Annotated in this window: 25 protein-coding genes; 4 read left to right on the forward strand and 21 right to left on the reverse strand. The window is 38.2% G+C overall.

Annotation, left to right across the window (positions count from 1 at the left end):
* Window positions 1-273: 273 nt before the first annotated feature.
* The 14 genes from mtrB to prsW all read right to left on the reverse strand — a co-directional run bounded on the left by mtrB (window position 274) and on the right by prsW (window position 13,655).
* A complete protein-coding gene (gene mtrB, locus SJW71_RS16780) occupies window positions 274-492 on the reverse strand; it encodes a trp RNA-binding attenuation protein MtrB (protein WP_008180408.1) in 219 nt (72 codons plus the stop codon).
* 62 nt (window positions 493-554) lie between these two features.
* Window positions 555-1,124 (reverse strand): GTP cyclohydrolase I FolE, encoded by a 570-nt coding sequence (gene folE, locus SJW71_RS16785; protein ID WP_036126769.1) that lies wholly within the window; start codon window positions 1,122-1,124, stop codon window positions 555-557.
* Between the two features lie 210 nt (window positions 1,125-1,334).
* On the reverse strand, window positions 1,335-1,607 hold the full coding sequence (locus SJW71_RS16790) for an HU family DNA-binding protein (protein WP_004232618.1): 273 nt from the start codon (window positions 1,605-1,607) through the stop codon (window positions 1,335-1,337).
* 198 nt (window positions 1,608-1,805) lie between these two features.
* Window positions 1,806-3,284 (reverse strand): stage IV sporulation protein A, encoded by a 1,479-nt coding sequence (gene spoIVA, locus SJW71_RS16795; RefSeq protein WP_274796344.1) that lies wholly within the window; start codon window positions 3,282-3,284, stop codon window positions 1,806-1,808.
* Between the two features lie 92 nt (window positions 3,285-3,376).
* Window positions 3,377-4,159 carry a hypothetical protein gene (locus SJW71_RS16800; protein ID WP_274796343.1) on the reverse strand — a complete coding sequence of 261 codons (783 nt, stop codon included), beginning with the start codon at window positions 4,157-4,159 and terminating at the stop codon, window positions 3,377-3,379.
* 23 nt (window positions 4,160-4,182) lie between these two features.
* Complete coding sequence (locus SJW71_RS16805; RefSeq protein ID WP_155590613.1) at window positions 4,183-4,395, reverse strand: DUF2768 domain-containing protein; 213 nt, start codon at window positions 4,393-4,395, stop codon at window positions 4,183-4,185.
* Between the two features lie 224 nt (window positions 4,396-4,619).
* Complete coding sequence (locus SJW71_RS16810; RefSeq protein WP_274796342.1) at window positions 4,620-5,636, reverse strand: NAD(P)H-dependent glycerol-3-phosphate dehydrogenase; 1,017 nt, start codon at window positions 5,634-5,636, stop codon at window positions 4,620-4,622.
* A 107-nt stretch (window positions 5,637-5,743) separates the two neighbouring features.
* Entirely contained in the window at window positions 5,744-7,054 is a 1,311-nt protein-coding gene (der, locus tag SJW71_RS16815; protein WP_274796341.1) for a ribosome biogenesis GTPase Der, read from the reverse strand.
* A 964-nt stretch (window positions 7,055-8,018) separates the two neighbouring features.
* Window positions 8,019-9,155 carry a 30S ribosomal protein S1 gene (gene rpsA, locus SJW71_RS16820; protein WP_274796340.1) on the reverse strand — a complete coding sequence of 379 codons (1,137 nt, stop codon included), beginning with the start codon at window positions 9,153-9,155 and terminating at the stop codon, window positions 8,019-8,021.
* 102 nt (window positions 9,156-9,257) lie between these two features.
* Window positions 9,258-9,932, reverse strand: coding sequence for a (d)CMP kinase (gene cmk, locus SJW71_RS16825; RefSeq protein ID WP_274796339.1), 675 nt, complete (start codon window positions 9,930-9,932; stop codon window positions 9,258-9,260).
* A gap of 95 nt (window positions 9,933-10,027) precedes the next feature.
* Window positions 10,028-10,687: a flagellar brake protein gene (locus SJW71_RS16830; protein WP_274796338.1), complete on the reverse strand. Its 660-nt coding sequence runs from the start codon at window positions 10,685-10,687 to the stop codon at window positions 10,028-10,030.
* A gap of 86 nt (window positions 10,688-10,773) precedes the next feature.
* A complete protein-coding gene (locus SJW71_RS16835; RefSeq protein WP_274796337.1) occupies window positions 10,774-12,057 on the reverse strand; it encodes a PepSY1/2 domain-containing protein in 1,284 nt (427 codons plus the stop codon).
* 15 nt (window positions 12,058-12,072) lie between these two features.
* On the reverse strand, window positions 12,073-12,882 hold the full coding sequence (gene sleB, locus SJW71_RS16840; RefSeq protein ID WP_274796336.1) for a spore cortex-lytic enzyme: 810 nt from the start codon (window positions 12,880-12,882) through the stop codon (window positions 12,073-12,075).
* Window positions 12,883-12,980: 98 nt separating this feature from the next.
* Window positions 12,981-13,655: a glutamic-type intramembrane protease PrsW gene (gene prsW / locus SJW71_RS16845; protein ID WP_004232588.1), complete on the reverse strand. Its 675-nt coding sequence runs from the start codon at window positions 13,653-13,655 to the stop codon at window positions 12,981-12,983.
* 84 nt (window positions 13,656-13,739) lie between these two features.
* Here prsW and SJW71_RS16850 point away from each other — a divergent pair, with 84 nt between their 5' ends.
* A complete protein-coding gene (locus SJW71_RS16850) occupies window positions 13,740-14,708 on the forward strand; it encodes an asparaginase (RefSeq protein WP_274796335.1) in 969 nt (322 codons plus the stop codon).
* On the opposite strand, the gene SJW71_RS16855 is transcribed toward SJW71_RS16850, so the two are convergent.
* From SJW71_RS16855 to SJW71_RS16885, 7 genes are all read right to left on the reverse strand, one after another.
* Window positions 14,688-16,259, reverse strand: a complete 1,572-nt coding sequence (locus SJW71_RS16855; RefSeq protein ID WP_312505664.1) for an aminotransferase class V-fold PLP-dependent enzyme — start codon at window positions 16,257-16,259, stop codon at window positions 14,688-14,690. The genes SJW71_RS16850 and SJW71_RS16855 overlap by 21 nt on opposite strands.
* Window positions 16,260-16,263: 4 nt before the next feature.
* On the reverse strand, window positions 16,264-16,824 hold the full coding sequence (locus SJW71_RS16860; protein WP_274796333.1) for a glycerol-3-phosphate acyltransferase: 561 nt from the start codon (window positions 16,822-16,824) through the stop codon (window positions 16,264-16,266).
* 59 nt (window positions 16,825-16,883) lie between these two features.
* Window positions 16,884-17,849, reverse strand: a complete 966-nt coding sequence (locus SJW71_RS16865) for a YpdA family putative bacillithiol disulfide reductase (RefSeq protein WP_431811232.1) — start codon at window positions 17,847-17,849, stop codon at window positions 16,884-16,886.
* 113 nt (window positions 17,850-17,962) lie between these two features.
* The gene (locus tag SJW71_RS16870; protein ID WP_341385837.1) at window positions 17,963-18,718 is read right to left on the reverse strand and encodes a metallophosphoesterase; all 756 of its coding nucleotides are present in this window, start codon (window positions 18,716-18,718) and stop codon (window positions 17,963-17,965) included.
* Between the two features lie 113 nt (window positions 18,719-18,831).
* The gene (locus SJW71_RS16875; RefSeq protein ID WP_431811233.1) at window positions 18,832-19,572 is read right to left on the reverse strand and encodes a LysM peptidoglycan-binding domain-containing protein; all 741 of its coding nucleotides are present in this window, start codon (window positions 19,570-19,572) and stop codon (window positions 18,832-18,834) included.
* Window positions 19,573-19,658: 86 nt separating this feature from the next.
* Window positions 19,659-21,101: a RecQ family ATP-dependent DNA helicase gene (locus SJW71_RS16880; protein ID WP_431811234.1), complete on the reverse strand. Its 1,443-nt coding sequence runs from the start codon at window positions 21,099-21,101 to the stop codon at window positions 19,659-19,661.
* The gene (locus SJW71_RS16885) at window positions 21,102-22,133 is read right to left on the reverse strand and encodes a helix-turn-helix domain-containing protein (protein ID WP_274796328.1); all 1,032 of its coding nucleotides are present in this window, start codon (window positions 22,131-22,133) and stop codon (window positions 21,102-21,104) included. It abuts the gene before it with no gap.
* Window positions 22,134-22,239: 106 nt separating this feature from the next.
* On the opposite strand from SJW71_RS16885, the gene SJW71_RS16890 reads away from it, so the two are divergent.
* From SJW71_RS16890 to SJW71_RS16900, 3 genes are all read left to right on the forward strand, one after another.
* A complete protein-coding gene (locus SJW71_RS16890) occupies window positions 22,240-22,488 on the forward strand; it encodes a ferredoxin (RefSeq protein ID WP_274796327.1) in 249 nt (82 codons plus the stop codon).
* Between the two features lie 130 nt (window positions 22,489-22,618).
* The gene (locus SJW71_RS16895; RefSeq protein ID WP_431811235.1) at window positions 22,619-23,218 is read left to right on the forward strand and encodes a hypothetical protein; all 600 of its coding nucleotides are present in this window, start codon (window positions 22,619-22,621) and stop codon (window positions 23,216-23,218) included.
* A 156-nt stretch (window positions 23,219-23,374) separates the two neighbouring features.
* Entirely contained in the window at window positions 23,375-24,157 is a 783-nt protein-coding gene (locus SJW71_RS16900) for an enoyl-ACP reductase FabI (protein ID WP_431811236.1), read from the forward strand.
* Window positions 24,158-24,175: the final 18 nt, after the last annotated feature.

Here is a 24,175-nt window from a genome sequence, read left to right on the forward strand (position 1 = left end):
CTAAGGCATAACGCTTACTTACTGAATCATTATAGCATACGCAACGATGCGGAATAAAAAATTTTTGCTTCTTTCAAACGACAGGCAGTAAAGCTTTCCCACAAATGGCTGAAGGAATGCTAACTGCCCTTAAGATCTATACTCAGTTTTTCACATCTAGTGCTTTTATATGTGCTTATTGTACAAATCAGTTACCAAGGTGTCACTGTAATCGGAATTTTTCAGACTTACTCAAAAAATTCTTTATAATAACAATGTTAGTAACTATTTTTATTATTTTTTCGCTTCACTATGGATCACACCATGTGCTGTATGAATTTGTGCTTTACCACGAATTTTCATGGCAGACGTGTGTTCTGTGAATTGAGCTATCATTACTTCGCCGGCATCTAATTTTTCTGAATGATGGAATTTTGTATCTGTTCCACGTGTTAATCCAATGACATGTACACCATCTTCTTCTGCTTGAATTACAATATAATCTTGTGACATCTTTGTACACTCCTTAAATCCGACAAATTCTTAGTACATCATAACATAATTAGACATGTAATTTAAGACATTTGGATAAATGATAGCACTTCTCTTCGTTTTACTTCATCTTCCTCATAAATACCCCGAGCAACCGAAGTAACCGTTTTAGAACCTGGTTTTTTTAGTCCTCGCATCGTCATACACATATGCTCAGCCTCAATGACAACATAGACTCCTTTTGGTGCAAGCATCTCCATAATCGTCTCGGCTACAGAAGACGTAATACGCTCTTGTAATTGTGGACGTCGAGCAATGGTTTCAACGGCACGTCCTAATTTACTAAGCCCAGCAACAACTCCGTCATTTGGTATGTATGCAACATGTGCCTTGCCATAGAAAGGCACTAGATGATGCTCACACATTGAATAAAAAGGAATATCTTTTACAAGGACTAATTCTTCATGATCCTCATGAAATACCGTTTTAAAGTAATCTTTAGCATCCTCATGCAAGCCGCTAAACATTTCGGCATACATTTTAGCTACACGTTTCGGTGTATCCAATAAACCTTCGCGATTTACGTCTTCACCTACCGCTTCTAAAATCATTTTTACTGCTTCTTCTATTTTTAATAAATCAATATTCGACATCCGAAAAAACCTCCTGCGTATCAAAACATTACACATTTCCCTATGCATCGTAGCACATCCAAATGGTTAGCGCAAAATGACTTACCTGTTTCATAAAAAAATTGCCTTTAGAGTAGTAAATCCTCGTAGAATTCTTATGTAAAAAGTTAAAAAGAGCAGCCTTCATGTTCGTTAACATGAAGACTGCTCTATGTAACTACTAGACGTGTATTATTTTACCGCGTCTTTAAGCGCTTTACCTGGTTTGAAAGCAGGCACCTTGCTAGCAGCGATTTCGATTTCTTTACCAGTTTGTGGGTTACGACCTTTACGAGCCGCACGTTCACGTACTTCAAAGTTACCAAAACCAATTAATTGTACTTTGTCACCCTTTGCAAGAGCATCTTGAATTGTATCAAATACAGCTTCAACTGCTTTAGAAGCGTCTTTTTTAGAAAGACCTGCAGCTTCAGCAACAGAGTTTACTAATTCTGTTTTATTCACACCATTCACCTCCTCTCAAAGGGTCATGAACCAATTCTGTAAAAAGAGTAACACATAGAAAACCGCTACGCAACTGTATTCATACATGATTATAACCAAAAAATTAGATTTTCACCCAAAAAACAAAAATAAAAGGACTTTTCGCTTAAAAACGAAAAGCCCTACACCTATTTTTCACACATTTTTTCAATTTTATTACTATAAAATAAATGTTACTAAACCTCTATCACCTTCGTTAACCATTCGTTCAATTGTTTGTCGCATCCGTTTTTTGGCAGTAGGTGGTACAGCATCCATTTTATAGCGTATACCCTCTTTTAATACTTCATGTAACGGAGTTCCAAATAGTTGCGTATTCCATAATGCCTCACGATCATGTAAATAAGCATGATTTAAGTCTTTAAGTAGTTGCTGACTGTGGAACTCTGAGCCGATCAACGGTGCGAATTCTGATTCCATATCTACTCGAATAATATGGTAAGATGGTGCTTTTGCCTTCATTCGAACGCCAAAGAAATTATTTTGCTTAATGAGCTCTGGTGCTGTCGGCTCAAATTCCTGCATCATTGGTAATGTCACGCCGTAGCCTGTCGTATCCGCATCATGGATTGCACTCTTAAAGCGTTTTTGTGCTTCTTTTGCCTCCGCAGCCTCTTTAATAAAGAGCAGCCAATCTTTTTTGGTTTCAATCGGTTCTTCTAGCCATTCATTACACACCGATTTGTATAATTCACCCTGTAAGGATACACGAATCACAGCCGTTCCAACACCTGCATCAACATGAACTACTTCACTTTGATCAATAAAATCAATCGCTTTAAAAGCATCTGATGCCTGTTGTACGTCTCTAATTTTCATCACAGACGAAAGTACTTCCTCCATTGAATCAATCAACGCAACATTCAACGGATGCGTGGCATCTAATACATCCAGCCAATCTGGCTTTTCTACCTCAATTGTACGAATCGGAAATTCAAATAAAGCTTCTTGTAAAATATATTGAATATCTGTTTCTCTCATTTGATCAATAGACATAGCAATAACAGGTACATTATAACGTTCAAACAATTCATTGCGAAGCTGAACCGTTTCTTCTCTCGCTGGCATTTGGCAATTGAGTAAAATCACAAAAGGCTTGCCGATTTCTTTTAATTGCTCAACAATTTCTTCCTCTGCCTTCTCTGCGGCACGGCGGCTAATCCCGTTCACAGTACCATCAGTGGTTACGACAATACCGATATTTGCATGATCACGAATTACCTTATCTGTGCCAATTTTAGCTGCTTCCTGGAATGGAATCGGCTCTGTATGCCAAGGAGTATGAACATATTTTGGTCCATTTTCATCCTCATAGCCTTTCGTTCCTTCGATAATATAACCAACGCAATCTGCCAAACGGATTTGGAATGGCATCTCATCATCACCGACCACAATACGTGTTGCTTGGGCAGGCACAAACTTCGGCTCAGCAGTCATAATGACTGGCCCCGGTGAACTTTGTGGCAACTCATCTTGTGCTCGCATTCTTTCCGTCTCATCCAGAATGTTTGGTAACACGACTGATTCCATTACCTTTTTTACAAATGTTGATTTACCTACACGTACTGGACCGACAACACCAATATAAACATCGCCATTTGTGCGCTCTGCAATTTCTCTAAATACTGCTTCACTCAAGGTTTCTGCCTCCTTTATCTACGCTTTTTCACTATATGCAAGCTTGTAGACAAATATGAAAAAGCCCCTCACAAATGTAAGGAGCCTGTTTCTTATTGTTCTTTTTTTTCAGCAGCTTCTGCCTCTTGTTTTTGTCTCTCTTTGGCCTTTTGAACATCTGCATTATAGGTTTCCATATCATAAACTGGTTCCCCATTGTTATCGACAGTATAAGGAATAGAATAAGCAGGCACTACGGGATATTTGTCCACTAGTAGCTGGCGAATATCATCACCAGGCTTCACATCAGGCTTGTCCTCTTTTAAAAGCTGCCCTAAATCCACAGAATAATCTACGTGCAATTCACCGTCACCCGTCATAAAAAGTGGTAGTTCGACGCCAGAATAAGGACTTTTCACCGTCACATCTGTTTTATAGCCTAAATCTTTATAATTAATTTGATAAACATTGTCAGATGAAGAACCTTTTATCGGTAAATATTGTGTAGATAATTTGCGAATACCTATTTCACGAATACGCTCTGCCGCATTTAAATCTACTAATTTGACGGTCGCTTCATGTTCAGGATCCCAAATAATATATTGATATATCCCGCCTTTTTCATAGGCATTTCCAGGAATCGTCGTCAAATACTTCGGCATAAGCTTTTGAAAATCGATCAAGTATTTGATATAAATGTCTGTATCTAATTCACTATTTTTAATCGGTACTAGCCCACCAGTTGCTTCACGATATTCGTTCACAGCACGTTGAACTGCAGCTAGTTGGTCGACATCAGGCGTGACCTTTGCTCTTTTTTCGTCTTCTGGGTACGCACATCCAACTAATAGTATGGCGGTTGCAAATACCAACAGAAAAGAACTTAGTTTTTTCATGTTACTGACACCTCATTAAATTTTTATGCTGGCCATGTGGCAACTACTAGTACCATTAAAAATGTGCCAAGTCCAAACAGTATGTATGCACATAAATTTACGATTGTTCGTAAAAATACATTTGAAATTTTATTTCGAGCTAAATAAATTAAACCGACTGATATAATCATAAATGCGATGCAATAAAATGATACCCACATTACATCTAGTGCAGGCATATGAGCTAACGGGCCCATTTCAAATAACCACCTTTCTTTCAATGTCAAGACACAATCAAAGTATATTATACTATGTGCCTCTGCTAAAAAGAAATAGTTGTCCCATAACGATCAAGAAATGGACAACTCTTTTATGCTGCTTACACTATTCAATTAATAGCACACAATAAGGCGTCACAACAGTTTCGTTGAGACACCTCATTTATGTCCATTTTATGACAAAGTTAATCAAAAAATTGTCATTAATGTTTCATATCATCTATTTCTCGTTTTTTCATACGCATCATTAATGCATCAACCGCCACTTTTGGTTCAACATCATTAAATAGCACACTATAAAGCTCTGTGGAAATCGGCATGGCTACACCATACTTTTCTGCTAATTGATAGGCTGCCTTTGTGGTACGTACACCCTCTACAACCATACCCATTTGATCCAGAACTTCCGGTAGCTTCATCCCTTGCCCTAGCAGATTCCCTGCACGCCAATTTCGAGAGTGAACACTTGTACAAGTTACTATTAAGTCGCCCATACCAGTTAGCCCCGAGAACGTAAATGGATTACCACCCATTTTTACACCTAAACGTGAAATCTCTGCAAGACCTCGTGTAATGAGTGCAGCCTTTGCATTATCTCCATAATTTAAGCCATCTGTAATACCAGCTGCTAAAGCGATAACGTTTTTCAATGCTCCTCCAATCTCTACTCCAATGACATCCTCATTTGTGTAGACACGGAAAAATTGATTCATAAATAAATCCTGTACCTTTTCTGCTGCATCTATATTGGCACATGCAGCAGTTACCGTTGTAGGGTGGTGTAATACCACTTCCTCCGCATGACTTGGGCCTGAAAGAACGACAATCTCTTCCACATACTCAGCTGGCAAACTCTCAGCTAAAATTTCAGAAATCCGTTTTAAAGAATCCGGCTCAATCCCTTTAGAGACATGGACGAACAACACTTTCCTAGTTAATTCAACCGTCAATTTCTCGCAAACTTCTCGAATAGCTTTTGTTGGGACAGCCACAACAATAGTCTCTGCATGCATAGCCGCCTTTGCAATATCACTTGTCGCATGTAAATTTGCTGGCAGAACGGTTTCAGGTAAATATTTTTTATTCGTATGCAGGTTATTGATTTCCTCTGCCTGTTCAGCTCTATGTGTCCATACAAGCGTATCATGTCCATTTTCCGCTAGTACCATTGCAAGTGCAGTACCCCATGAGCCTGCCCCTAACACACAAACTTTTTCCATTAAAAATCCTCCCTTTACTGGGTTGTCTATCATACGCTCTTTTTTGTAAAAAGACGCCACCCAACAATTCTGTCAGGTTGGCGTATTATAGTGTACCGCTATTTCATTTAAGCACGAGCACGTGTAATTAAACGTATTGGTGTCCCTTCAAAATCAAATGTTTCGCGAATTCTGTTTTCTAAGAAACGTTCATATGAGAAGTGCATAAGCTCTGGTTCATTCACAAATACAACAAATGTTGGCGGCTTAATCGCAACCTGAGTAGCATAGTAAATACGTAAACGACGACCTTTATCAGTTGGCGCAGGATTACGCGCCACTGAATCCTCAATTACTTCGTTTAAAATAGATGACTGGATACGCATCGCATGATTCTCACTTACACGTTGAATAATCGGTAAAATTTGATGTACACGCTGTTTCGTATTGGCTGATACGAAAATAATAGGTGCGTAGTCTAAGAATAGGAAATGCTCACGAATTTGCTGTGTAAAGACATTCATCGTTTTCTCGTCTTTTTCAATCGCATCCCATTTATTCACGACGATCACAACAGCTTTTCCAGCCTCGTGCGCATAGCCAGCAATTTTCTTATCTTGCTCCTGAATGCCTTCTTCTGCATTCAGTACCACTAAAACAACATCTGAGCGTTCAATGGCGCGTAGAGCACGTAAAACAGAGTATTTCTCAGTTGTTTCATAGATCTTCCCTTTTTTACGCATACCAGCTGTATCAATAATGACATATTCCTGACCTTCATATTCATAAGGCGTATCGATCGCATCACGTGTTGTCCCAGCAATATTACTTACAATAACACGTTCTTGCCCTAAGAATGCATTGACTAAAGAGGATTTCCCAACATTCGGACGACCAATTAAAGAGAATTTAATCACATCATCGCCATATTGCTCTTCATCCTCTTTCGGGAAATGTTTCGCACATTCGTCCAATAAATCCCCTAAGCCTAAGCCGTGTGACCCTGAAATTGGCCAAGGCTCCCCAAAGCCAAGTGCATAAAAGTCATAAATCATTTCACGCATATCGGGATTATCAATTTTATTGACCGCTAATACGACTGGTTTTTTTGTTTTGTATAAAATTTTAGCAACTTGCTCATCTGCTGCCGTTACTCCCTCACGACCATTTGTCATGAAAATAATAACATCCGCTTCATCAATGGCAATTTCAGCTTGTTGACGAATTTGTTCTAAAAACGGCTCGTCCCCTATTTCAATGCCACCTGTATCAATAATATTAAAATCGTGTGTTAACCACTCTGCCGAACTATAAATACGGTCACGTGTTACGCCTGGGATATCCTCCACAATAGAAACACGCTCTCCAACGATACGGTTAAAAATCGTCGACTTACCTACGTTCGGACGACCTACGATGGCTACTACTGGTTTCGTCATCTGTACTTCATCCTTCCAACTTCTTGTCTTTCGCTATTATACACGAAAAATGCCATTATATCATATCATATCCATAAAGTAGAACGCTATGTATGGCAATCATCACTCTCGGGATTTATTTTTAAGAGTCTAAGCAGTACTTTAATGGGGATATAGGTATTTTGATTCAAATCCTGAACTTTATGGATTCTATCCTTCAATTTTGGGGCTTTATCCAACACTTTAGGGGTTCTATCCGCCACTTTAGCAGCTCTATCCACTTGTATAAATCCTATCCTTCACTTTGAAAGTTGTATCCACTACTTTTTAAGTTCTATCCGCCACTTTGAAGGTTCTATCCGATACTTTAAGTTATTTCCACTACTTTATGGATTGTATCCACTACTTTTTGGGTTCTATCCTCCATTTTGAAGGTTCTATCTACTACTTTAAGTTCTATCCTTCACTTTATTAGTTCTATCCGCCACTTTGAGGACTCTATCCACTACTTTTCAAGTTCTATCCAACACTTTGAAGGTTCTATCCACTACTTTAAGTTTTATCCTTCACTTTATGGATTGTATCCACTACTTTTTGGGTTCTATCCTCCATTTTGAAGGTTCTATCTACTACTTTAAGTTCTATCCTTCACTTTATTAGTTCTATCCGCCACTTTGAGGGCTCTATCCACTACTTTTCAAGTTCTATCCGCCACTTTGAAGTTCTATCTGCTACTTTAAGTTTTATCCTTCACTTTATGGATTGTATCCACTACTTTTTGGGTTCTATCCTCCATTTTGAAGGTTCTATCTACTACTTTAAGTTCTATCCTTCACTTTATTAGTTCTATCCTCCACTTTGAAGATTCTATCCGCTACTTTAAGTTATTTCCACTACTTTATGAATTCTATCCATCATTTAAGAAGCTCTATCCTCCACCCCAACAAAAAAGCGAGGATGCATGTTTGCATCCTCGCCCCGCACTTTATTTAAAGTTTTTTAATTGATCGCCAATTACATCACCAAATGAGAAGCCTGTGTTTTCTTCTGGTAATTCGTAGTCAATCACTTCTTCTGCTTCTGGATTTTCTAGTAATTCTTTAATGCTCAGCGCTAAGCGTCCTTCTTCTGCATTGACATCAAGTACTTTTACTTGTACTTCTTGTCCCTCTTTTAACGCTTCATGTGGCGTGTTGATATGCTTATGGGCGATTTGAGAGATATGCACTAAGCCTTCAACACCAGGGAATACTTCTACAAATGCACCAAATGAAGTTAGACGTTTTACTCGGCCATCTAAAATCGTGCCTTTAGCTGCGCGTTCTTCGATATTTGACCAAGGTCCCGGAATTGTTTCTTTGATGGATAATGAAATGCGTTCATTTTCTGGGTCCACCGAAAGAACTTTCACTGTTACATCTTGTCCTTCAGCTAAAACCTCACTCACATCGCTCACATGCTCATGTGATACTTGCGAAATATGAACAAGCCCATCAATACCACCAAGGTCGATGAATGCACCAAATGAAGCCAATCGCTGTACTTTACCGTCTAATACATCGCCAGCTTTAATTTGATTAATGACATTTTTCTTCTGTGAAGCTTTTTCTGCTTCAACTACTGCACGATGAGATAAGATTAGGCGATTTTTTTCTTTATCAAGCTCAACAATTTTAAAGCTTAACGTTTTTCCTTTATAGCCTTCAAAATTATCGACAAAGTAGTCTTCTACAAGTGATGCTGGTACAAAGCCACGTACACCTAAATCTACGACAAGACCACCTTTAACAATATCTTTTACTTCCGCTTCGAAAATTTCCTCTGCGGCAAATTGTTGCTCTAGTGTATCCCATGCTTTTAAAGCATCCACTTTACGTTTTGATAGGACAAAGTTCTCTTCTTCTACCTTTGTAATCATCAACTCTAACTCATCCCCAACAGAGATGACATCAGACGCTTTCTCAATGTGTAAGCTTGATAATTCACTAATCGGTACAATACCATCAAACGGTGCACCTGGAATTGATACAGATACTGCCTTTTCATCAACTTGTGCTGCAATACCTTTGACGATATCACCCTCGTTAAACGTTTGTTCTGCATAGTTCATTTCTTCAGACATATGTAACCCTCCTTCGCATCTTCCCTTACTATTTTATTCGATATTGAAGACAAAGACAAAAATAAATCCTTTAAATTCAAAAAATGTCTGAAATTTTAGGATTTATAGCATTTTTTCTTCTGCTAATTTTAAAATAGCTTGTGCTGCATCATCAATGGACAATGCTGTTGTATCTAAAAATATTGCATCTTCAGCTTGAATAAGTGGCGATGCTTCACGCTCACTATCTTTTTTATCACGTAGCGCAATTTCTTCCTGAAGTTTTTCAAGAGAAGAATCAATCCCTCTTTTTTGATTATCGATTAATCGTCTTCTTGCACGTTCTTCTACTGTTGCAGACATAAAAATCTTTAGCTCTGCATCCTTTAAAACATGTGTAGCAATATCACGTCCATCCATGACAACACCGCCATTAGCTGCAAGCTTTTGTTGTTGAGCAACTAATAGCTCTCGAACATTTGCATGGGCAGCTACTTGAGAAACAGAGGAAGTAACTTCATTTGAACGAATTTCAGCCGATACATTGCGACCATCTAAAAAAACAAGCTGGCCCTGTGGAGATGGCTTTAATTCAATTGTGCTAGTCATTAACATCTCTGCTAATTTTGCTTCATCATCTAAATGTATGTTTTGTTGCATCGCTTTATACGTAACTGCTCGGTACATGGCACCTGTATCGATATAAGTAAAACCAAGTGCTTCAGCAACTATTTTGGCTATTGTACTTTTACCAGCACCTGCAGGCCCGTCTATCGCAATTTGAATGTTTTTCTTCATTATTCTTCCCTACTTTCTTCACCTCATATTGTAACATATAACCCCAAAAAAGCCCTCTGCTAGGAGAGGGCTTTGTAAAAATATTATGAAGGAAATTAAACATTGAAAGGATTCACTTCTTTACGACGATTGACTAATTGGCGTTCAAAGCAAAAACGTACAATATGCTGTTGATCGACATCATCTGTATCCGTTAGCTGAATGGTCGCAATGCGTTTATCGTCTTTTTCAAAAATGCGCACGACTGTTGCATCCGTAATGACGTATTTGACATCTCCATTCGCAAAAGGTAATACAATCGTTAATTTTATCTCATCACCATCATTGAAAGCTACTTCTCCCTTCAAGATGAGTGCCAAGCCTCCAGCACTAATATCAACAGTCACAAGTTGATACTTGTAATCGTTGAACTGAATAGCAACGTCCACTGGCGTTTCAACACGAACATACTCTCGTCGTTGAATTTTTATAAATTCCTCGGGCTTTGGACAATGCAACATAATCATTGGTATATTGCCTGCTTTACGCCCAATTACTTCTGTATTAAAAGCAAAGGATTGTTTATCCTCGGTACGAAAGGTTGCTCTAAATTCTGAGCCATCTATTAAAAATGCTGTTTTCTTCGTTGCCATATTTATTGGATAATCAATATAAAGAATATGATCTTGTTGCTCTACAACTTTACAGCGGAATTTCTCCACTTGCTCTGTATACGTAGGTTCAAGTTGTAAATGTGTACCAATTTTTATTTCCATGAGCATCTCCTCGTACGAAAAATATGGTTTAATTATCTCATGAGAAGTTTATTTTGGCTATAAAAATTGGTAGTATTTTCTTATTATTAAGTTAGATATTCCACTTTTAATACATTGTGGTTTTCCGCATCAATAACAATTCTAAATGTTTCCTGAGTATTTCCGTCACGTAATGCAATGACCTCATAGCAAAGTCGCTGTTCAAATTGGCCATTATCTGTATAAATATTTTTTACCTCTTGTACTTGAATATCGTCTTGGAAGAATGTTTTCCAATCAATAGGTTTCGCTGTTTGTGGTTTAATATTCTCTTCTTGAATATACTCCATTGCATTCGCACCTAACAGCTCACCTGTATCTTTCGCTACTTTTAATTGAACACCATCCGCATAAATTAACGCATTGTCCCCAGGATGTACACGGGCAAATGTCACATGCCATGCTTGATGATTTTCTCGTGATTCCACATAAGCCACATCTTTCATGCCTAGTTTCTTCACATATTCCTGAGCTTTTTTGAGGATTTCCTCTTGTGAGAGCTTTGCTTCATCAACAGGACGTTCTACTAAATAGGACAGTAAATGTCCTCCCTTTTCCGTCAAATCTACATAGCCTAAACGTATCCCTTGATGGAATTGAATGTGATAGAAAGGATACGGTGCGGTGTCACTACTTTTAGTGACCGTAAATGTTGCGTCTTTAATGGCAGGGAATAAATATTTGACTTTTTCTAACGCTTCTTTTTCGGTAATCACAGCATCCTGCAATGCTTTTAACTCGATTTTCTTCTGCCAATCAGATTCTGATAGTGTTAGCGGGAAATCCTTTTCTCCGTAACCCTTTAACGTATCTTTTACAGTATCAAATTTTGTGTTTGGATTTTTATTATCAACTTGCTGTAGCCAAACATCCATTTTTCCATCATGCTTATAAAAATCAACTGTTGCAGCTGTCCAATCATCAGAAAGGGATTGTAAATTTGCGGAGACCTGCGGCATCTTATCACGCCAAGCCTCATAATCACCTGTTTTTGCTGTTCTTTTTGCTTCATCGCCAAGTCTTCCTAAATAATTCATCCATTCATTCGATAGTTCTTGTCCAATCGGGATATTAGCAATGGAAGAACGAACTTCTGAGCTTAAGCGCCAAACCGAGTCTAGTTCACTGTGAATCGCCTGCTCGTCTTGAAACAAGAGGGATTGTGATACAGCCCGCTGGAGATGGGATAGTTTTTCAGATGCATCTGTTAACTTATCTGTATATTGCGCTAGTACGGTACGTTGTAAATCTTCTTTATCGCCATGTAAATCTATGCTGTATGCCCCTAACCCAATAACAGCAATCGTTAAGACCACGAGCCAAGTTTTCATCGATGTTCCTCCTTTCTATGAACAGAAAATATGCTCTCCTATTTGTTTAATTTGTGGACGTGACCAAATCCATTTACTTGTTGCTGTTTTTGGATTGAAATAATATAACGCATTTTCAGATGGATCCCAGCCGTTCATTGCATCAATAACGGCTTCTTTTGCTCGTTCATTAGGTTCTAACCAAATTTGTCCATCAGCTACTGCTGTAAAAGCTAGTGGTTGGAATATAATACCTGAAATTGTATTAGGGAAATCGGGGCTTTCTAAACGATTTAAAATAACAGCTGCTACTGCTACTTGCCCCTCATACGGTTCTCCCCTAGCCTCTCCATATACAGCATTCGCCATTAACTGCAAATCACGTTCTGTATATTTTGGTGGGACTTGCGTTTGAGTTCCATTATTATTGCTGCTCCCACTACTATTACCGCCACCAGTACCTTTTTGTACCTGCTGATCAAGTGGCTTGCCACCATAATAAGTAAATTGATTACCCGCATTTAATTGTGCTTTTACCCATTTTTCATCATAATCAGAGTAGCCTGCTAACGCTTTCTTTGTTTTTGCGCCAGCAATCCCGTCTACTGGTAAACCATATTTCTCTTGGAAATTACGTAAAGCCCAGTATGTGTTATAGCCAAATTTGCCATCGATTTTACTCTTATAAAAACCTAAGTATTGTAATCTGGATTGCAATTCAATGACATCATCTCCGTAGGCACCACGAGTAATTTGCTGGTCACTAAAAGCTATTGCATCATTTTGAGGAATCGCAATTATACTAATTCCTAATATCAAAGCAAAAAGTATGCTGACTAAACGCACTTTTATCACTCCTTTTTTTTATAGCTTGAAACAAAAGAAGTAATTTATACATGCTAATAAAGAAATAAAGCGTAGAAATCTTTGACGATTTCTACGCTTTAAATTTTCTTTTGCATATGCAAATGTTGAACTAGATGGTAATGGGCAAGCTTTACTTTTCGCAAGCCAAACCACCATAAAAACAACATAAAAGGAATCATTAAATAAACCCAGTGACCTTTGAATGATAATATTGTATTGTATAGAATGTGAAGTACAACAGGTGCACAAAGCGCCATTGCAATCATTTCTTTTGTCTTTACAAGCTTCGAAAACTTAGCACGTCCATAGTAATAGCCCATGACGACACCGAACAATGCGTGACTTGAGACTGGTAATAAGGCTCGCATGAATGCCGTGTCCAAGCCAAAAGAAAGTAAATAAAGGACATTTTCAATTGTCGCAAAACCAAGTGATATGCTGGCACCATACAATATACCATCATAAGGGTCATCAAATTCTATATGATTGTAAATGGCAATTAATAGAACAAACCATTTAAAAAACTCTTCAATAACACTAGAAAAAAGGACGTCTTGAAGATAAAGATATCGAAATACCCCTTCCTCTGTTAATACATACTGTAAAAACATGATAGGGAACGTTAAGAATGCACCGTATAAAAACGTTTGTAGTAAAGTTCTTCTTGGCTCCGTAGCCATCTGATTGCGCAAATAGAAATAACTAAAAAGCGCTAGACCGGGAGCAATGGCAGCAGATAATAAAATGATCATGATGCCGGCTCCTTTCAACAATAGACTGCTATTATTATACCATGTAATGAAAAAAAAACTTTTTAAAAGGAGATTTTATTTTTTATGAAAAAGACAATTTTATTAATTCATACAGGCGGCACAATCTCCATGGCCATGAGTGCTGAAGGAGCGGTCATGCCAAATATAGAAAATCCACTCATGAAGGAAAGTAATAAACTGGCATCCCTTGCAGACATCATTGAAATAGAAGCTTTTAATCTTCCATCTCCTCATATTACACCGAAAGAAATGCTGCAATTACGCCATGTCATGATGGAACAAATTATGTCACAGCAAATCGATGGAGTTGTCATTACACACGGCACTGACACTTTGGAAGAAACTGCTTATTTCTTAGAGCTAACAACAAATTTAGCCATTCCGATCGTGCTAACAGGTGCAATGCGTTCATCTAACGAACTAGGGGCAGATGGCATTTATAATTTAGTGGAGGCAGTTCGTGTAGCTGTTGATGATGAAGCTCGTGACAAAGGAGTATTGGTTGTGATGAATGATGAAGTTCATCTTGCGGTTAATACAACAAAAACAAGCACAAGTTCAGTAAATACTTTTCAATCCCCTCAGTATGGACCGATTGGATTGATTACAAAATCACGTATCTTATTCCATCATGCACCTATTCGTAGACAATATGTAGAAGTTGATAATTTATCAAAGCGTGTAGCAATGTTAAAGGTTTATGCCGGTATGGAAGAAGATTTACTTGATGTTGTGCTTGCTTGTAAATATGATGGTGTTGTGCTTGAAGGCTTAGGACAAGGAAATGTCCCACCATCTGTTGTAAAGGGCATTGAAAGCCTTATACAGCGAGACATTCCTGTTATACTTGTTTCCCGCTGCTTCAATGGTATTGCAGAGGGTGTTTATGGTTATGTTGGCGGCGGTAAAATGCTAGAAGATTTGGGCGCAATTTTTGCCACAGGGATTAATGGTCAAAAGGCACGTTTAAAATTATTAATTGGACTTAATACTACAGGCTCTCCGTTAAATTTAAAGGACTTTTTCCTGTAAAGTCAACGTCTCTGTCTTTATGACCTTTTCATAGTAGCTCAATATTTCGCCAAGTCGTTGGAGGGCTTCATCGAAATCTGGTTGAATAACCGAAAATTGGAGGAATCCCTTTTGACGTAAATAATGGCTATCACCATGCACGAATAGTCCATTTAATGCTAAATCAATGTGTAAGTTTGAAAAGGTGCTCGGCAGTTGAACAGTTACCAACATTGGATATTGAACTGTTGAATATTGATACTGCATGATCGGTAGCTTCAGCAATGCCTTAAAGCGTTGCTGTAGTTGCTCATACCTTTCTGGATAGGCTTGCAATGACCTATCAACATTGCCAAGTAACACTGCTGGGAGCGTAAATGGTATGGCTCCTTGCTGATAATTAGCTAAATCTAGGTAAGTAGGAAGCGTGGCAGATGATGGTGCAAGTGATTGAGAGAAAACAAAAGCTAGCCCACTTAATGCACCTATAGCTTTACCACTCACGGCAGTTGCTAAATAGCAGTCTTGTAAAGAAAATGGCATGGCCCCGAACGTGCTGATACTATCTATGCACAGCTTTACCTGATAGTGTTTGGCGAGCTTACTAAGACTTTCTAAATCATTACAAGTCCCTGTAGAAGTCTCGCCATGTACTGCTAGCATCCATTGATAAGAACCTGTTGCTAACAGCGACGCCACTTCATCGAAATCAAACGCTGTCCCCCAGTCTTTTCTTACCACATCAAATTGTAATGACCAACGAATAGCTTGCTTTCTTAAACGTTCACCAAATTCTCCATTTGTTAAGATTAGTCCTTTTCCAACTTGTTGTTCCTTTAGTTGCGCAAGCATCACTTCATTTGCCAACGTCCCTGTACCAACGATGATGCCAACATGATTTGCTTTCGATAAATACAGTAACTTTTTTTGTACACGTTCATAGAGTGCATAAAATGGTAATGAACGGTGTGATAAATCTGTATAACCAATTTGCTCTAATTGCTTTACAGGCCCTGGATAAAAAGTAAAATGGTCCGCAGATAGTCTATGTTGTAGTGACTGCTCAAATTCATGTCTAGTAAGCACCATCGGTAAAAATAATGCTTCCTTTTCCCCTACCGCTGGCGCAAACTGTCTAAAACCCATTTGTCGGTAGAGCTTTTCTTCACGAGTTGTACCTGAAATCACTGCCGCTGTATAGCCTTTTTCGTAGGCAAATGTGTTTAAGGCCTGTGTAAGTTTTAAAAGTACACGCCCTGTCCGATAACCTCTTTTTACTGCAAGCAAGCGAATTTCACATAGCTTAGCACAATTTTCCTTCTCTAAAAACTGTTCAACCTTACCAATTTTTTCATCTATGGAAAATGGTCTTTGATCTCTAAATGCCAACATTCCAATTAGTTCTGTTTCCTTGTACACGACAACATACGTATTCTGTTGATGAAATCGGTCAACTTTTTTTCTTGTCGCATTTGGTTTATGCTGTGGAATTTCTTCTACAAAAGTCTCATAATTCAGTTGGGCAATGGCCTCAAATTCCTCATTCGTTTGTGCAATTTTACACCAATACATCTCTTCACTTCCCTCTTGTCAACGACTCCTGAATATTAGACCTATGCTTGATGAGCATACATACAATGGCTAAGACTAACAGACTATAGAGCTCTAGTTTCCCTGCAAGAATGATTGCACCGACATAGAATATAAAGCCCCCGACCATGCCAAGTGTCAAACTTCTTGTAAAAACCATCACAAACGCAGTTCCTATAATCATCCAAAAAAATAGGCTCGGAGATAGAGCGAGACCTACACCAATAAAAGTAGCCACACCTTTTCCCCCATTAAATTTCAACCAAATAGGAAATAGATGCCCCACAATAACCCATGCAGCACCCCCAATAATGATCCATTCATCCAAATGCCACAGATGGCCTAATCCGACTACTAGCACACCTTTCAGTGAATCCCCGAGCAAAGTCCAAATAAAGGCCGCTTTTCCAATAACACTTCCTGCATTTCGAGCACCTAAGTTTTTACTGCGCTCTTGCTGTAAATTAACCTTATATATCTTTCCAACGAAATAGGCCGTCATAAAGTTTCCTATTATATAACTGAATAGCCAGTACCACCCAAACAAAAAAGGCCCTCCTTGCTAAAAAGGCTGTATAAGCTACATTGCCTATACAGCCCATTTCATTATTTTCTTCTTTGCTCGATAATTTGAGCGATACATTCTCCGTGAAAACGCCCATTTTCGATAAAAATTTCATTTGCATTATTCCCAGCTGCAATGACGCCCGCAATAAATAATCCTTCGATATTAGTCTCCATCGTTTCTGGGGTAACATAAGGACGCCCTGTTTCTTCATCAATTTCTACTCCCATTGCTTTAATAAATGAGTGATCTGGATGATAGCCAGTCATGGCAAAAACAAAATCATTTTTGATTATTTGCTCTTGACCATCTATTTCTAAAACAACCTCATGCTCGCGAATTTCTAACACATTCGTATTAAAATGCATAGCAACTTCCCCTGTTTTAACTACCCCTTCAAATTCAGGTAATACCCAAGGTTTGATGCTTGAAGAATATTCACTTCCTCGATAGGCAACCGTTACTCGGGCACCCGCTTTATTCAATTCTAACGCTGCATCCACAGCTGAATTTTTACCACCAATAACTAGAACATCTGTATCGAAAAATTCATGACCCTCTTTAAAATAATGGAATACTTTCGGTAACTGTTCGCCTTGGATATTTAAATAATTTGGGTGATCATAGTAACCCGTTGCAATGACAACATACGGCGTTTCATACGTATCTTTATCGGAAGTAACCGTAAACATATCCTTATTTTTCACAACACTTTGTACTTTTTCAAAGCGATTAACCTGTATATTTTTTAAACGGACAACTTCACGATAGTAGACCAATGCTTGGTTGCGTTTTGGTTTACGTCCTTCAATAATAAAGGGTACGTCACCAATTGCTAAACGCTCACTTGCACTAAAAAATGTTTGATGTGTTGGATAATGATAAATAGCATTTACGATATTTCCTTTTTCAATCACAATAGGTTGTAATCCAATATTTTGCAAAGCTATTGCTGCTGCTAAGCCACAAGGGCCTCCTCCAACAATAATTGCATCTGCTTGCTGCATTTCTTGACACTCCAATCGAATTGGACCAGCACAATTTGCTGCTCCATACTTTCACATCATCATAGAATAGATGATATCTTTTTATTATACGCCTTCTCACAGATTTTGGTTGGTTATTTACTCGCAATATCAATATCAATAATATGACATTGCGGCTTAGCACCTAGTCTGAAAGGTACTAATGTCGTGCCATAGCCATTACTAACTAAGGTCATGACACCATCTCGCTCTCGATAAGAACCATTTGGATGTACACCATAGGGACCAAATCGAATCTGCCCCCCATGTAAATGCCCTCCCATCATTAAATCAGCATGGAACTTTGCACGAACTTTGGCAAAAACACCTGGATTATGAGCGATAAAAACAACCAAATCCTGCTCTCCAACCTTCGCAAAGGCCTTTTCAAAACTATATTCCTTCACCGTTGTATCTTCAATGGCACTTAGCCAAAAGCGATTTTTGGTGGGAAGTAGCACAGCATCATTAACGATGATTTGAACCTGGTGCTCTTGTAAAATGGCCTTCAGCCTTTCCTCTCCAACTTCTCTGTCATTATTCCCCCAAACAAAGTAGGTTGGTCCGATAGAAGTTACTAATTGTAAATTTTCATGAATTCGTGCAATGGGTGTACGACTATCTGCAAAGTCCCCACCAATGATGACAGCATCAAAATGGCCCTCTAACCGGTCAATCATTTTCTTATTTATTTTACGCAAATGAACATCTGAAATAAAAAATAATCGTACCTTCTCCTGCTCACCCTGTAATGTTAGCTGGTGATGCAAAACATTGTTTTCATGCGCTACCTTCCACATATAAAGTAGAAAGGCAATAGCTATTAATAGCAATAGCCCTAAATATAGCATTCCCTCACTTCTCCTTACGACAGCAAAAAGGCGATTCTTCTTAACAAACGAATCGCCTTTTTGCTAAATCAGACTTACGTTTTGGTGTGAACGTTTGTCTGTTATTTTATACATTAAGGTAGTTTTATTACTTGACCAACCATGACAGTATTCGAAGACATGCCATTGGCTGCGCGAATTTTTGCTAATGTCGCTTCACTGCCATCGCCATAATGATTTAATGCAATGCGGTATAAGTTCTCATTTGCTTTCACAGTATGTGTACTTACTTTAGCATTTTGTTTTGCTTCTTCGGCTTTTTTAGCCTCTTCGGCTCTTCTCGCAGCCTCCGCCTGTTGTTGAGCTATTCTAGCTTCCTCAGCTCGTTTTGCTGCTTCGGCTTTTTCAGCTGCTTCGGCTTTTTTCGCTTCTTCAGCCTTCTTAGCCTCTTGCGCTTTTTTCGCTTCTTCCGCGGCCTTTTGTTCAGCCGCTAGTTTATCTGCATCTTTTTGAGATTGCTCCTGAGCTTTTTTATCAGCCTGACCGTCTTGATCCTTTTTATCTTGATTTGATGCAGATGCTTCTGAAGGATCTAATTCGACGACCTGTTCTGCTGTATCCTTCTCAGCTTGTTCAATCGTTTTTCCTGGTTCATAAAACTTCCAAAAATAAATGAGTATCGTTAATGGAATAAGGATAAAAATAACAAAAAGAATTGTCATTAATGGTGTTTTTCGTTTTGAATTTTTTGGCTTTTTGTTTTTATTGCCATTTTTGTTCATTCTGGAAACTCTCGATAAAGACTGCTCTTTTTGCTCATCTTCAAATGATTGACGATGCTCTTCTATTTTATCGCGATAATCTTCTTTATTCATTCGCCTTTCCCCCAACCTTACTACGCTTTCTATCATTTCTATTATGACGAATTTTACGAAAAAAGTAAATGACCGTCAGTTTTAGTCTAAATACCCATTAAAAGTTGCTGCAATCGACTTTCCCATGACATCATTTCCATTTTCTTATCTTCTTGTAAGCGTGTTTTCTTGATTTCATCATAATGGATTCCACAATTTTCACAACAGTTTTCCGGCCTTTTCTGCAATTTTTGCCCAAAATACCCGACTAAATGTTCACGAATACAGTCTTTTGTCTGAATGATTTTAAGCATTTCGTCCACTGCAAGGTACTTCTCTAGGGCTAAATGATTTAGTCGGGCCTTTACTTGTTCCGTAGATTCTTGTTGAATCCAGTAGTCCAACACTCGAAAGGCTGTCTCACTCAACTCGCCATTCTTTAGCATTTGTGCTGGCTGGATTTGCTGATTAAGTAATTCCTGGTAGCGATCAACATGGTGAGGTGTCGGCAAATCACCTGTCACAACAAATTTCGCCTGCTCTTCATCTCCATCACTATACAGTAAAATGGCAAGCGCAGAATGACCATCTCGACCGGCACGTCCAATCTCCTGCATATAATTCGCAATATTGCCAGGCATAGATTCATGTATTACTTGGCGTATATCTAGTTTGTTAATCCCCATGCCGAAAGCATTTGTTGCTACTATCCAATCCAGTTCACCATCTATAAACTGTTGTTGGATAAACTGACGGTCCTCTGCACCATAGCCCGCATGGTATGCAGCAGTCCGAATACCGGCTTGTAAAAGGGCCTCGCTATATTGTTGCGCACGTTTACGAGAGGAAACATACAAAATACCTGGGCCTGCCGTTTCTTTAATATGTTGCATGAGCCACTTAGATTTATCAGCCTTATCCTCTACTACAATGCGACCTAAATGAATATTTGGTCGGTCCACATTATACATAAACTCAAATGGAGCCTTAAGTGATAGGGTCTCCCTAATATCTTGAACAACCTTTTTCGTTGCTGTTGCTGACAACGCTAAGATTGGTGGACGATTTCCCCTCGAAAACCATTCACCTATGCGTAAATAATCCGGCCGAAAATCAAATCCCCATTGTGAGATACAATGCGCTTCGTCTACTACAATTAATCCTAGCTTTATGTGTGCTAGTTTTTCTTGTACCTGCTGTTGAAGGAGCATCTCTGGTGATGTAAAAATAAAGCGATACTGTTCTAAATAATGTAGCACATAGCGTTTTTCCGTGACGGTTAAAAAGGAATTTAGTGCAACAACCCTTTTTTCCCCGAAACGTTTCAGTTCCTCCACTTGATCCTGCATTAATGAGAGCAATGGCGAAACAATTAATACCGGCTTCTCTAACGTATAGGCTGGGAGCTGATAGCAAAGTGATTTCCCCATTCCTGTTGGTAATAACGCAATAACATCTTGTTCCTCCAGTATAGCTTCAATGACTTCTTTCTGCCCTGGTCGAAAGGATGAATAACCAAAATGCTTTTGCAATAATTGTTCAAGTTCCATTTAAACTTCTCCTTTCGCAAGGACAAGCCTTAATTGAAAATAACTCATATCATTTAAAGCTTCATGTAATATTTTTAATTTTTTTGTTTGATATTGCGCCGACGCCTGCCAAACTTTTTGTGCTTCTTCATATGAGACGAATGGTCCAATAGAAAAGTTCGGTTCATACATTGCTAATTCCACAAAATGATCCTCTATTGTACTTTGTTTTAACTTCCTCAATTGTACAATTTGCTCTATTGAATAGCCTTGTTCATATAATTGTGCTGTTTGTTGTGCAGAATCGGTTAACAATATTTTCACTTTTAATCCTTCTGCTATTTGCCCAAGTAAAGGATAATCATTATTTGTTTGATGCACTTCATTTAATAATATATGTAGTGTTTCAATAAAAGCTAACTGACTATCAAGCACGGATTCCTTTCGTTCATCCGCAAGCTGTTGCCACGTCCAACCAGGTAATCGATGACCGCTTAAACGGTATAGAACTAGCTGCTTATTAGCATCTGAAATAGGAAGAATGTTAAGTACATTTGTACATTCTACTAATAATTGTTGCTGTAAATGCCCTTCTTTGTAATGGTGCCCCTGTAAAAATGACCGCACCCATGCTTGTATCGCTGGATCTCTACTGATGGGAGAAAAAGAACGAACTGCTGCAGCTTGATGTGACAAACTTTGGACAATTAAAGATAGCCGGGCAAAAAAAACATGCTCATTCCCACGATAATGCCAGCCATCAAAGAAAAAGCTCGGTGTTTGTTGGGCTCGCTGCAATCCTAGCTTTTCCATGTAGAAATGACCAGATTCCTGCACTTTTAACCAACTATATTGCATAAATAATGTAACAGCCTCATCAAATGTAGCACGAGGTAGTTTTGGTAATAAGCCGAAATATGAATGTAACTGAAAAAGGCCAATATCTTGAATTGTCTGGCCTGAGCGCTTACCTCTTAAAACATGATAGGCAGCCGAAATTGTACGTTCATTATTGAGTTTTTGAAAGATTTGCAATAAAATTTGATGAAACATTGACGCAAATTCCTCCAATTTAATAGTATTTAAGTTGAAATGTAAGATAAACATCTTTAAAATGAGTATGAAGCTTTGTAGGAACATCGTTAAAGGAGAGAATAAAATGGCTAAATACACAATTGTTGATAAAGATACATGCATCGCTTGTGGCGCATGTGGAGCCGCAGCGCCAGACATTTATGATTATGATGATGAAGGGATTGCCTTCGTTATTTTAGATGATAACATGGGAACTGCTGAAGTACCAGAAGATCTATTAGAAGATATGCAAGATGCTTTTGAAGGTTGTCCAACAGACTCTATCAAAGTAGCAGATGAAACTTTCGATGGGGACGCATTAAAATACGAATAGTCTTCAATTGAATGTATACCCTAAAAGGCATCCTTCATTGGATGCCTTCTTATTGATTAAAATTATTGCTAATTTTTGCATCAGATAATAATCATATGGTCCATTCTATACATAACAATCTACTGGAGGAATGATGATGTTTAAGCAGTTACAAGTAGAGCATAGTTTATTTCATATTGATCAAGACCATATTGATTTATTTAAAACTCTTGCGGCAAAATGGCAAACAGTTTTTCCAGATGTATATGCAAAATGTTTGAATACGTTAGATTCATGGGCCAGCGTTTTAAATAGCTGGGTTTTCTTTAAATCTCAGCATACCGATGAACTTATTCTCAATCCTTCTAAAGCTATCTACTACTCAATCAATACATTTTTAATAGATGAGCTCAAAAAAATTCAAATAATTCAAAAAATAAGAGAATGTGATAATGATGACTTACAATACTTCGTTGCCTTTCAATTAGGGAATGCCATAGACTTGTGGATTTACAATACCGTTGAAAAAAGTGCTGAGTCTGATTTATTAGAGCTACCAGAGGAGAAGCCATATTTTCTCGCTTATTTAGAGGATGATTTTCAAACTGACAACGCTTCTTTTCATAGAGATCAAACAAGAGCAATTAAAGTTCTTGTGCAAGCTATTCGCACTCAAAATTGCTTTAGAATTGCTGTCAACAATGCAGTTAATCGAGCAATCGATATGTATGAATATCATGTTATAAAATAAATAGCCATTATTTAATTCGTCTCTTCTGGGATGAATTTTTTTTGCTATTTAACAGCCTCTCTTTTTATCTTATTATTGCAACGCTATTTTATGTATGATAAGATTTTAGTAGTTGGTACTAATAACAGATATTATCTCACAAAGGAGTTCTTCATAATGATGGATAATTTATTACAATTAAAAGATAAGAACATTGTTGTTATGGGTGTTGCAAATGATCGAAGTATTGCTTGGGGCATTGCGAAACGCTTATTTGATGTAGGTGCAAACGTCATTTTCACGTATCGTCAAGAACGCTCATTAAAAAAATTACAAAAACAATTAGACAATATTGGACAATCCGATTCTCTCATTGTTCAATGCGACGTAAATAGTGATGACAGTACAAAAGCAGCTTTCGATGAAATCGGCTCTAAGGTTGGCGTTATTCATGGTATTGTTCATTCAGTAGCTTTTGCTCATGCAGAAGATTTACACAATCGCTTCCTTGAAACAACACGTGAAGGCTATGCATTTGCACAAGATACAAGTGCTTATTCATTAATTTCAACAGCAAAAGCAGCTCATCCATACATGACTGAGGGTGGCTCTATTGTCACAATGAGTTACTTAGGTGCAGAACGTGTACTGGATGGCTACAATGTTATGGGTGTAGCAAAGGCTGCATTAGAGGCTTCTATGCGCTATCTTGCTGCTGATATCGGCCAAGATAATATTCGCGTCAATGCTATTTCAGCTGGTGCTATTCGTACTCTTGCTGCAAAAGGTGTCCCATCCTTTAACACAATTTTACACAAAATCGAAGAAACTGCTCCTTTAAAACGTAATGTTCAACAAGATGAAGTAGCAGATATGACGATTGTGATGCTATCTCACCTATCACGTGGTGTCACTGGTGAAACAATCTACATCGATGCTGGCTATAATATTATGGGTTAACAACGAAAAAGTATGGAA

The sequence above is a fragment of the Lysinibacillus sp. FW12 genome (assembly GCF_050817245.1).
Classification (GTDB): Bacteria; Bacillota; Bacilli; order Bacillales_A; family Planococcaceae; genus Lysinibacillus; species Lysinibacillus irui.

Excerpts from the sequence above, each read along its gene's own strand:
- mtrB (WP_008180408.1), bottom strand. The coding sequence starts at position 492 with ATGTCACAAGATTATATTGTAATTCAAGCAGAAGAAGATGGTGTACAT.
- folE (WP_036126769.1), bottom strand. The coding sequence starts at position 1,124 with ATGTCGAATATTGATTTATTAAAAATAGAAGAAGCAGTAAAAATGATT.
- SJW71_RS16800 (WP_274796343.1), bottom strand. The coding sequence starts at position 4,159 with ATGAAAAAACTAAGTTCTTTTCTGTTGGTATTTGCAACCGCCATACTA.
- SJW71_RS16805 (WP_155590613.1), bottom strand. The coding sequence starts at position 4,395 with ATGGGCCCGTTAGCTCATATGCCTGCACTAGATGTAATGTGGGTATCA.
- SJW71_RS16810 (WP_274796342.1), bottom strand. The coding sequence starts at position 5,636 with ATGGAAAAAGTTTGTGTGTTAGGGGCAGGCTCATGGGGTACTGCACTT.
- der (WP_274796341.1), bottom strand. The coding sequence starts at position 7,054 with ATGACGAAACCAGTAGTAGCCATCGTAGGTCGTCCGAACGTAGGTAAG.
- rpsA (WP_274796340.1), bottom strand. The coding sequence starts at position 9,155 with ATGTCTGAAGAAATGAACTATGCAGAACAAACGTTTAACGAGGGTGAT.
- cmk (WP_274796339.1), bottom strand. The coding sequence starts at position 9,932 with ATGAAGAAAAACATTCAAATTGCGATAGACGGGCCTGCAGGTGCTGGT.
- SJW71_RS16830 (WP_274796338.1), bottom strand. The coding sequence starts at position 10,687 with ATGGAAATAAAAATTGGTACACATTTACAACTTGAACCTACGTATACA.
- SJW71_RS16835 (WP_274796337.1), bottom strand. The coding sequence starts at position 12,057 with ATGAAAACTTGGCTCGTGGTCTTAACGATTGCTGTTATTGGGTTAGGG.
- prsW (WP_004232588.1), bottom strand. The coding sequence starts at position 13,655 with ATGATCATTTTATTATCTGCTGCCATTGCTCCCGGTCTAGCGCTTTTT.
- SJW71_RS16850 (WP_274796335.1), top strand. The coding sequence starts at position 13,740 with ATGAAAAAGACAATTTTATTAATTCATACAGGCGGCACAATCTCCATG.
- SJW71_RS16855 (WP_312505664.1), bottom strand. The coding sequence starts at position 16,259 with ATGTATTGGTGTAAAATTGCACAAACGAATGAGGAATTTGAGGCCATT.
- SJW71_RS16865 (WP_431811232.1), bottom strand. The coding sequence starts at position 17,849 with ATGCAGCAAGCAGATGCAATTATTGTTGGAGGAGGCCCTTGTGGCTTA.
- SJW71_RS16870 (WP_341385837.1), bottom strand. The coding sequence starts at position 18,718 with ATGCTATATTTAGGGCTATTGCTATTAATAGCTATTGCCTTTCTACTT.
- SJW71_RS16875 (WP_431811233.1), bottom strand. The coding sequence starts at position 19,572 with ATGAATAAAGAAGATTATCGCGATAAAATAGAAGAGCATCGTCAATCA.
- SJW71_RS16880 (WP_431811234.1), bottom strand. The coding sequence starts at position 21,101 with ATGGAACTTGAACAATTATTGCAAAAGCATTTTGGTTATTCATCCTTT.
- SJW71_RS16885 (WP_274796328.1), bottom strand. The coding sequence starts at position 22,133 with ATGTTTCATCAAATTTTATTGCAAATCTTTCAAAAACTCAATAATGAA.
- SJW71_RS16890 (WP_274796327.1), top strand. The coding sequence starts at position 22,240 with ATGGCTAAATACACAATTGTTGATAAAGATACATGCATCGCTTGTGGC.
- SJW71_RS16895 (WP_431811235.1), top strand. The coding sequence starts at position 22,619 with ATGATGATGTTTAAGCAGTTACAAGTAGAGCATAGTTTATTTCATATT.
- SJW71_RS16900 (WP_431811236.1), top strand. The coding sequence starts at position 23,375 with ATGATGGATAATTTATTACAATTAAAAGATAAGAACATTGTTGTTATG.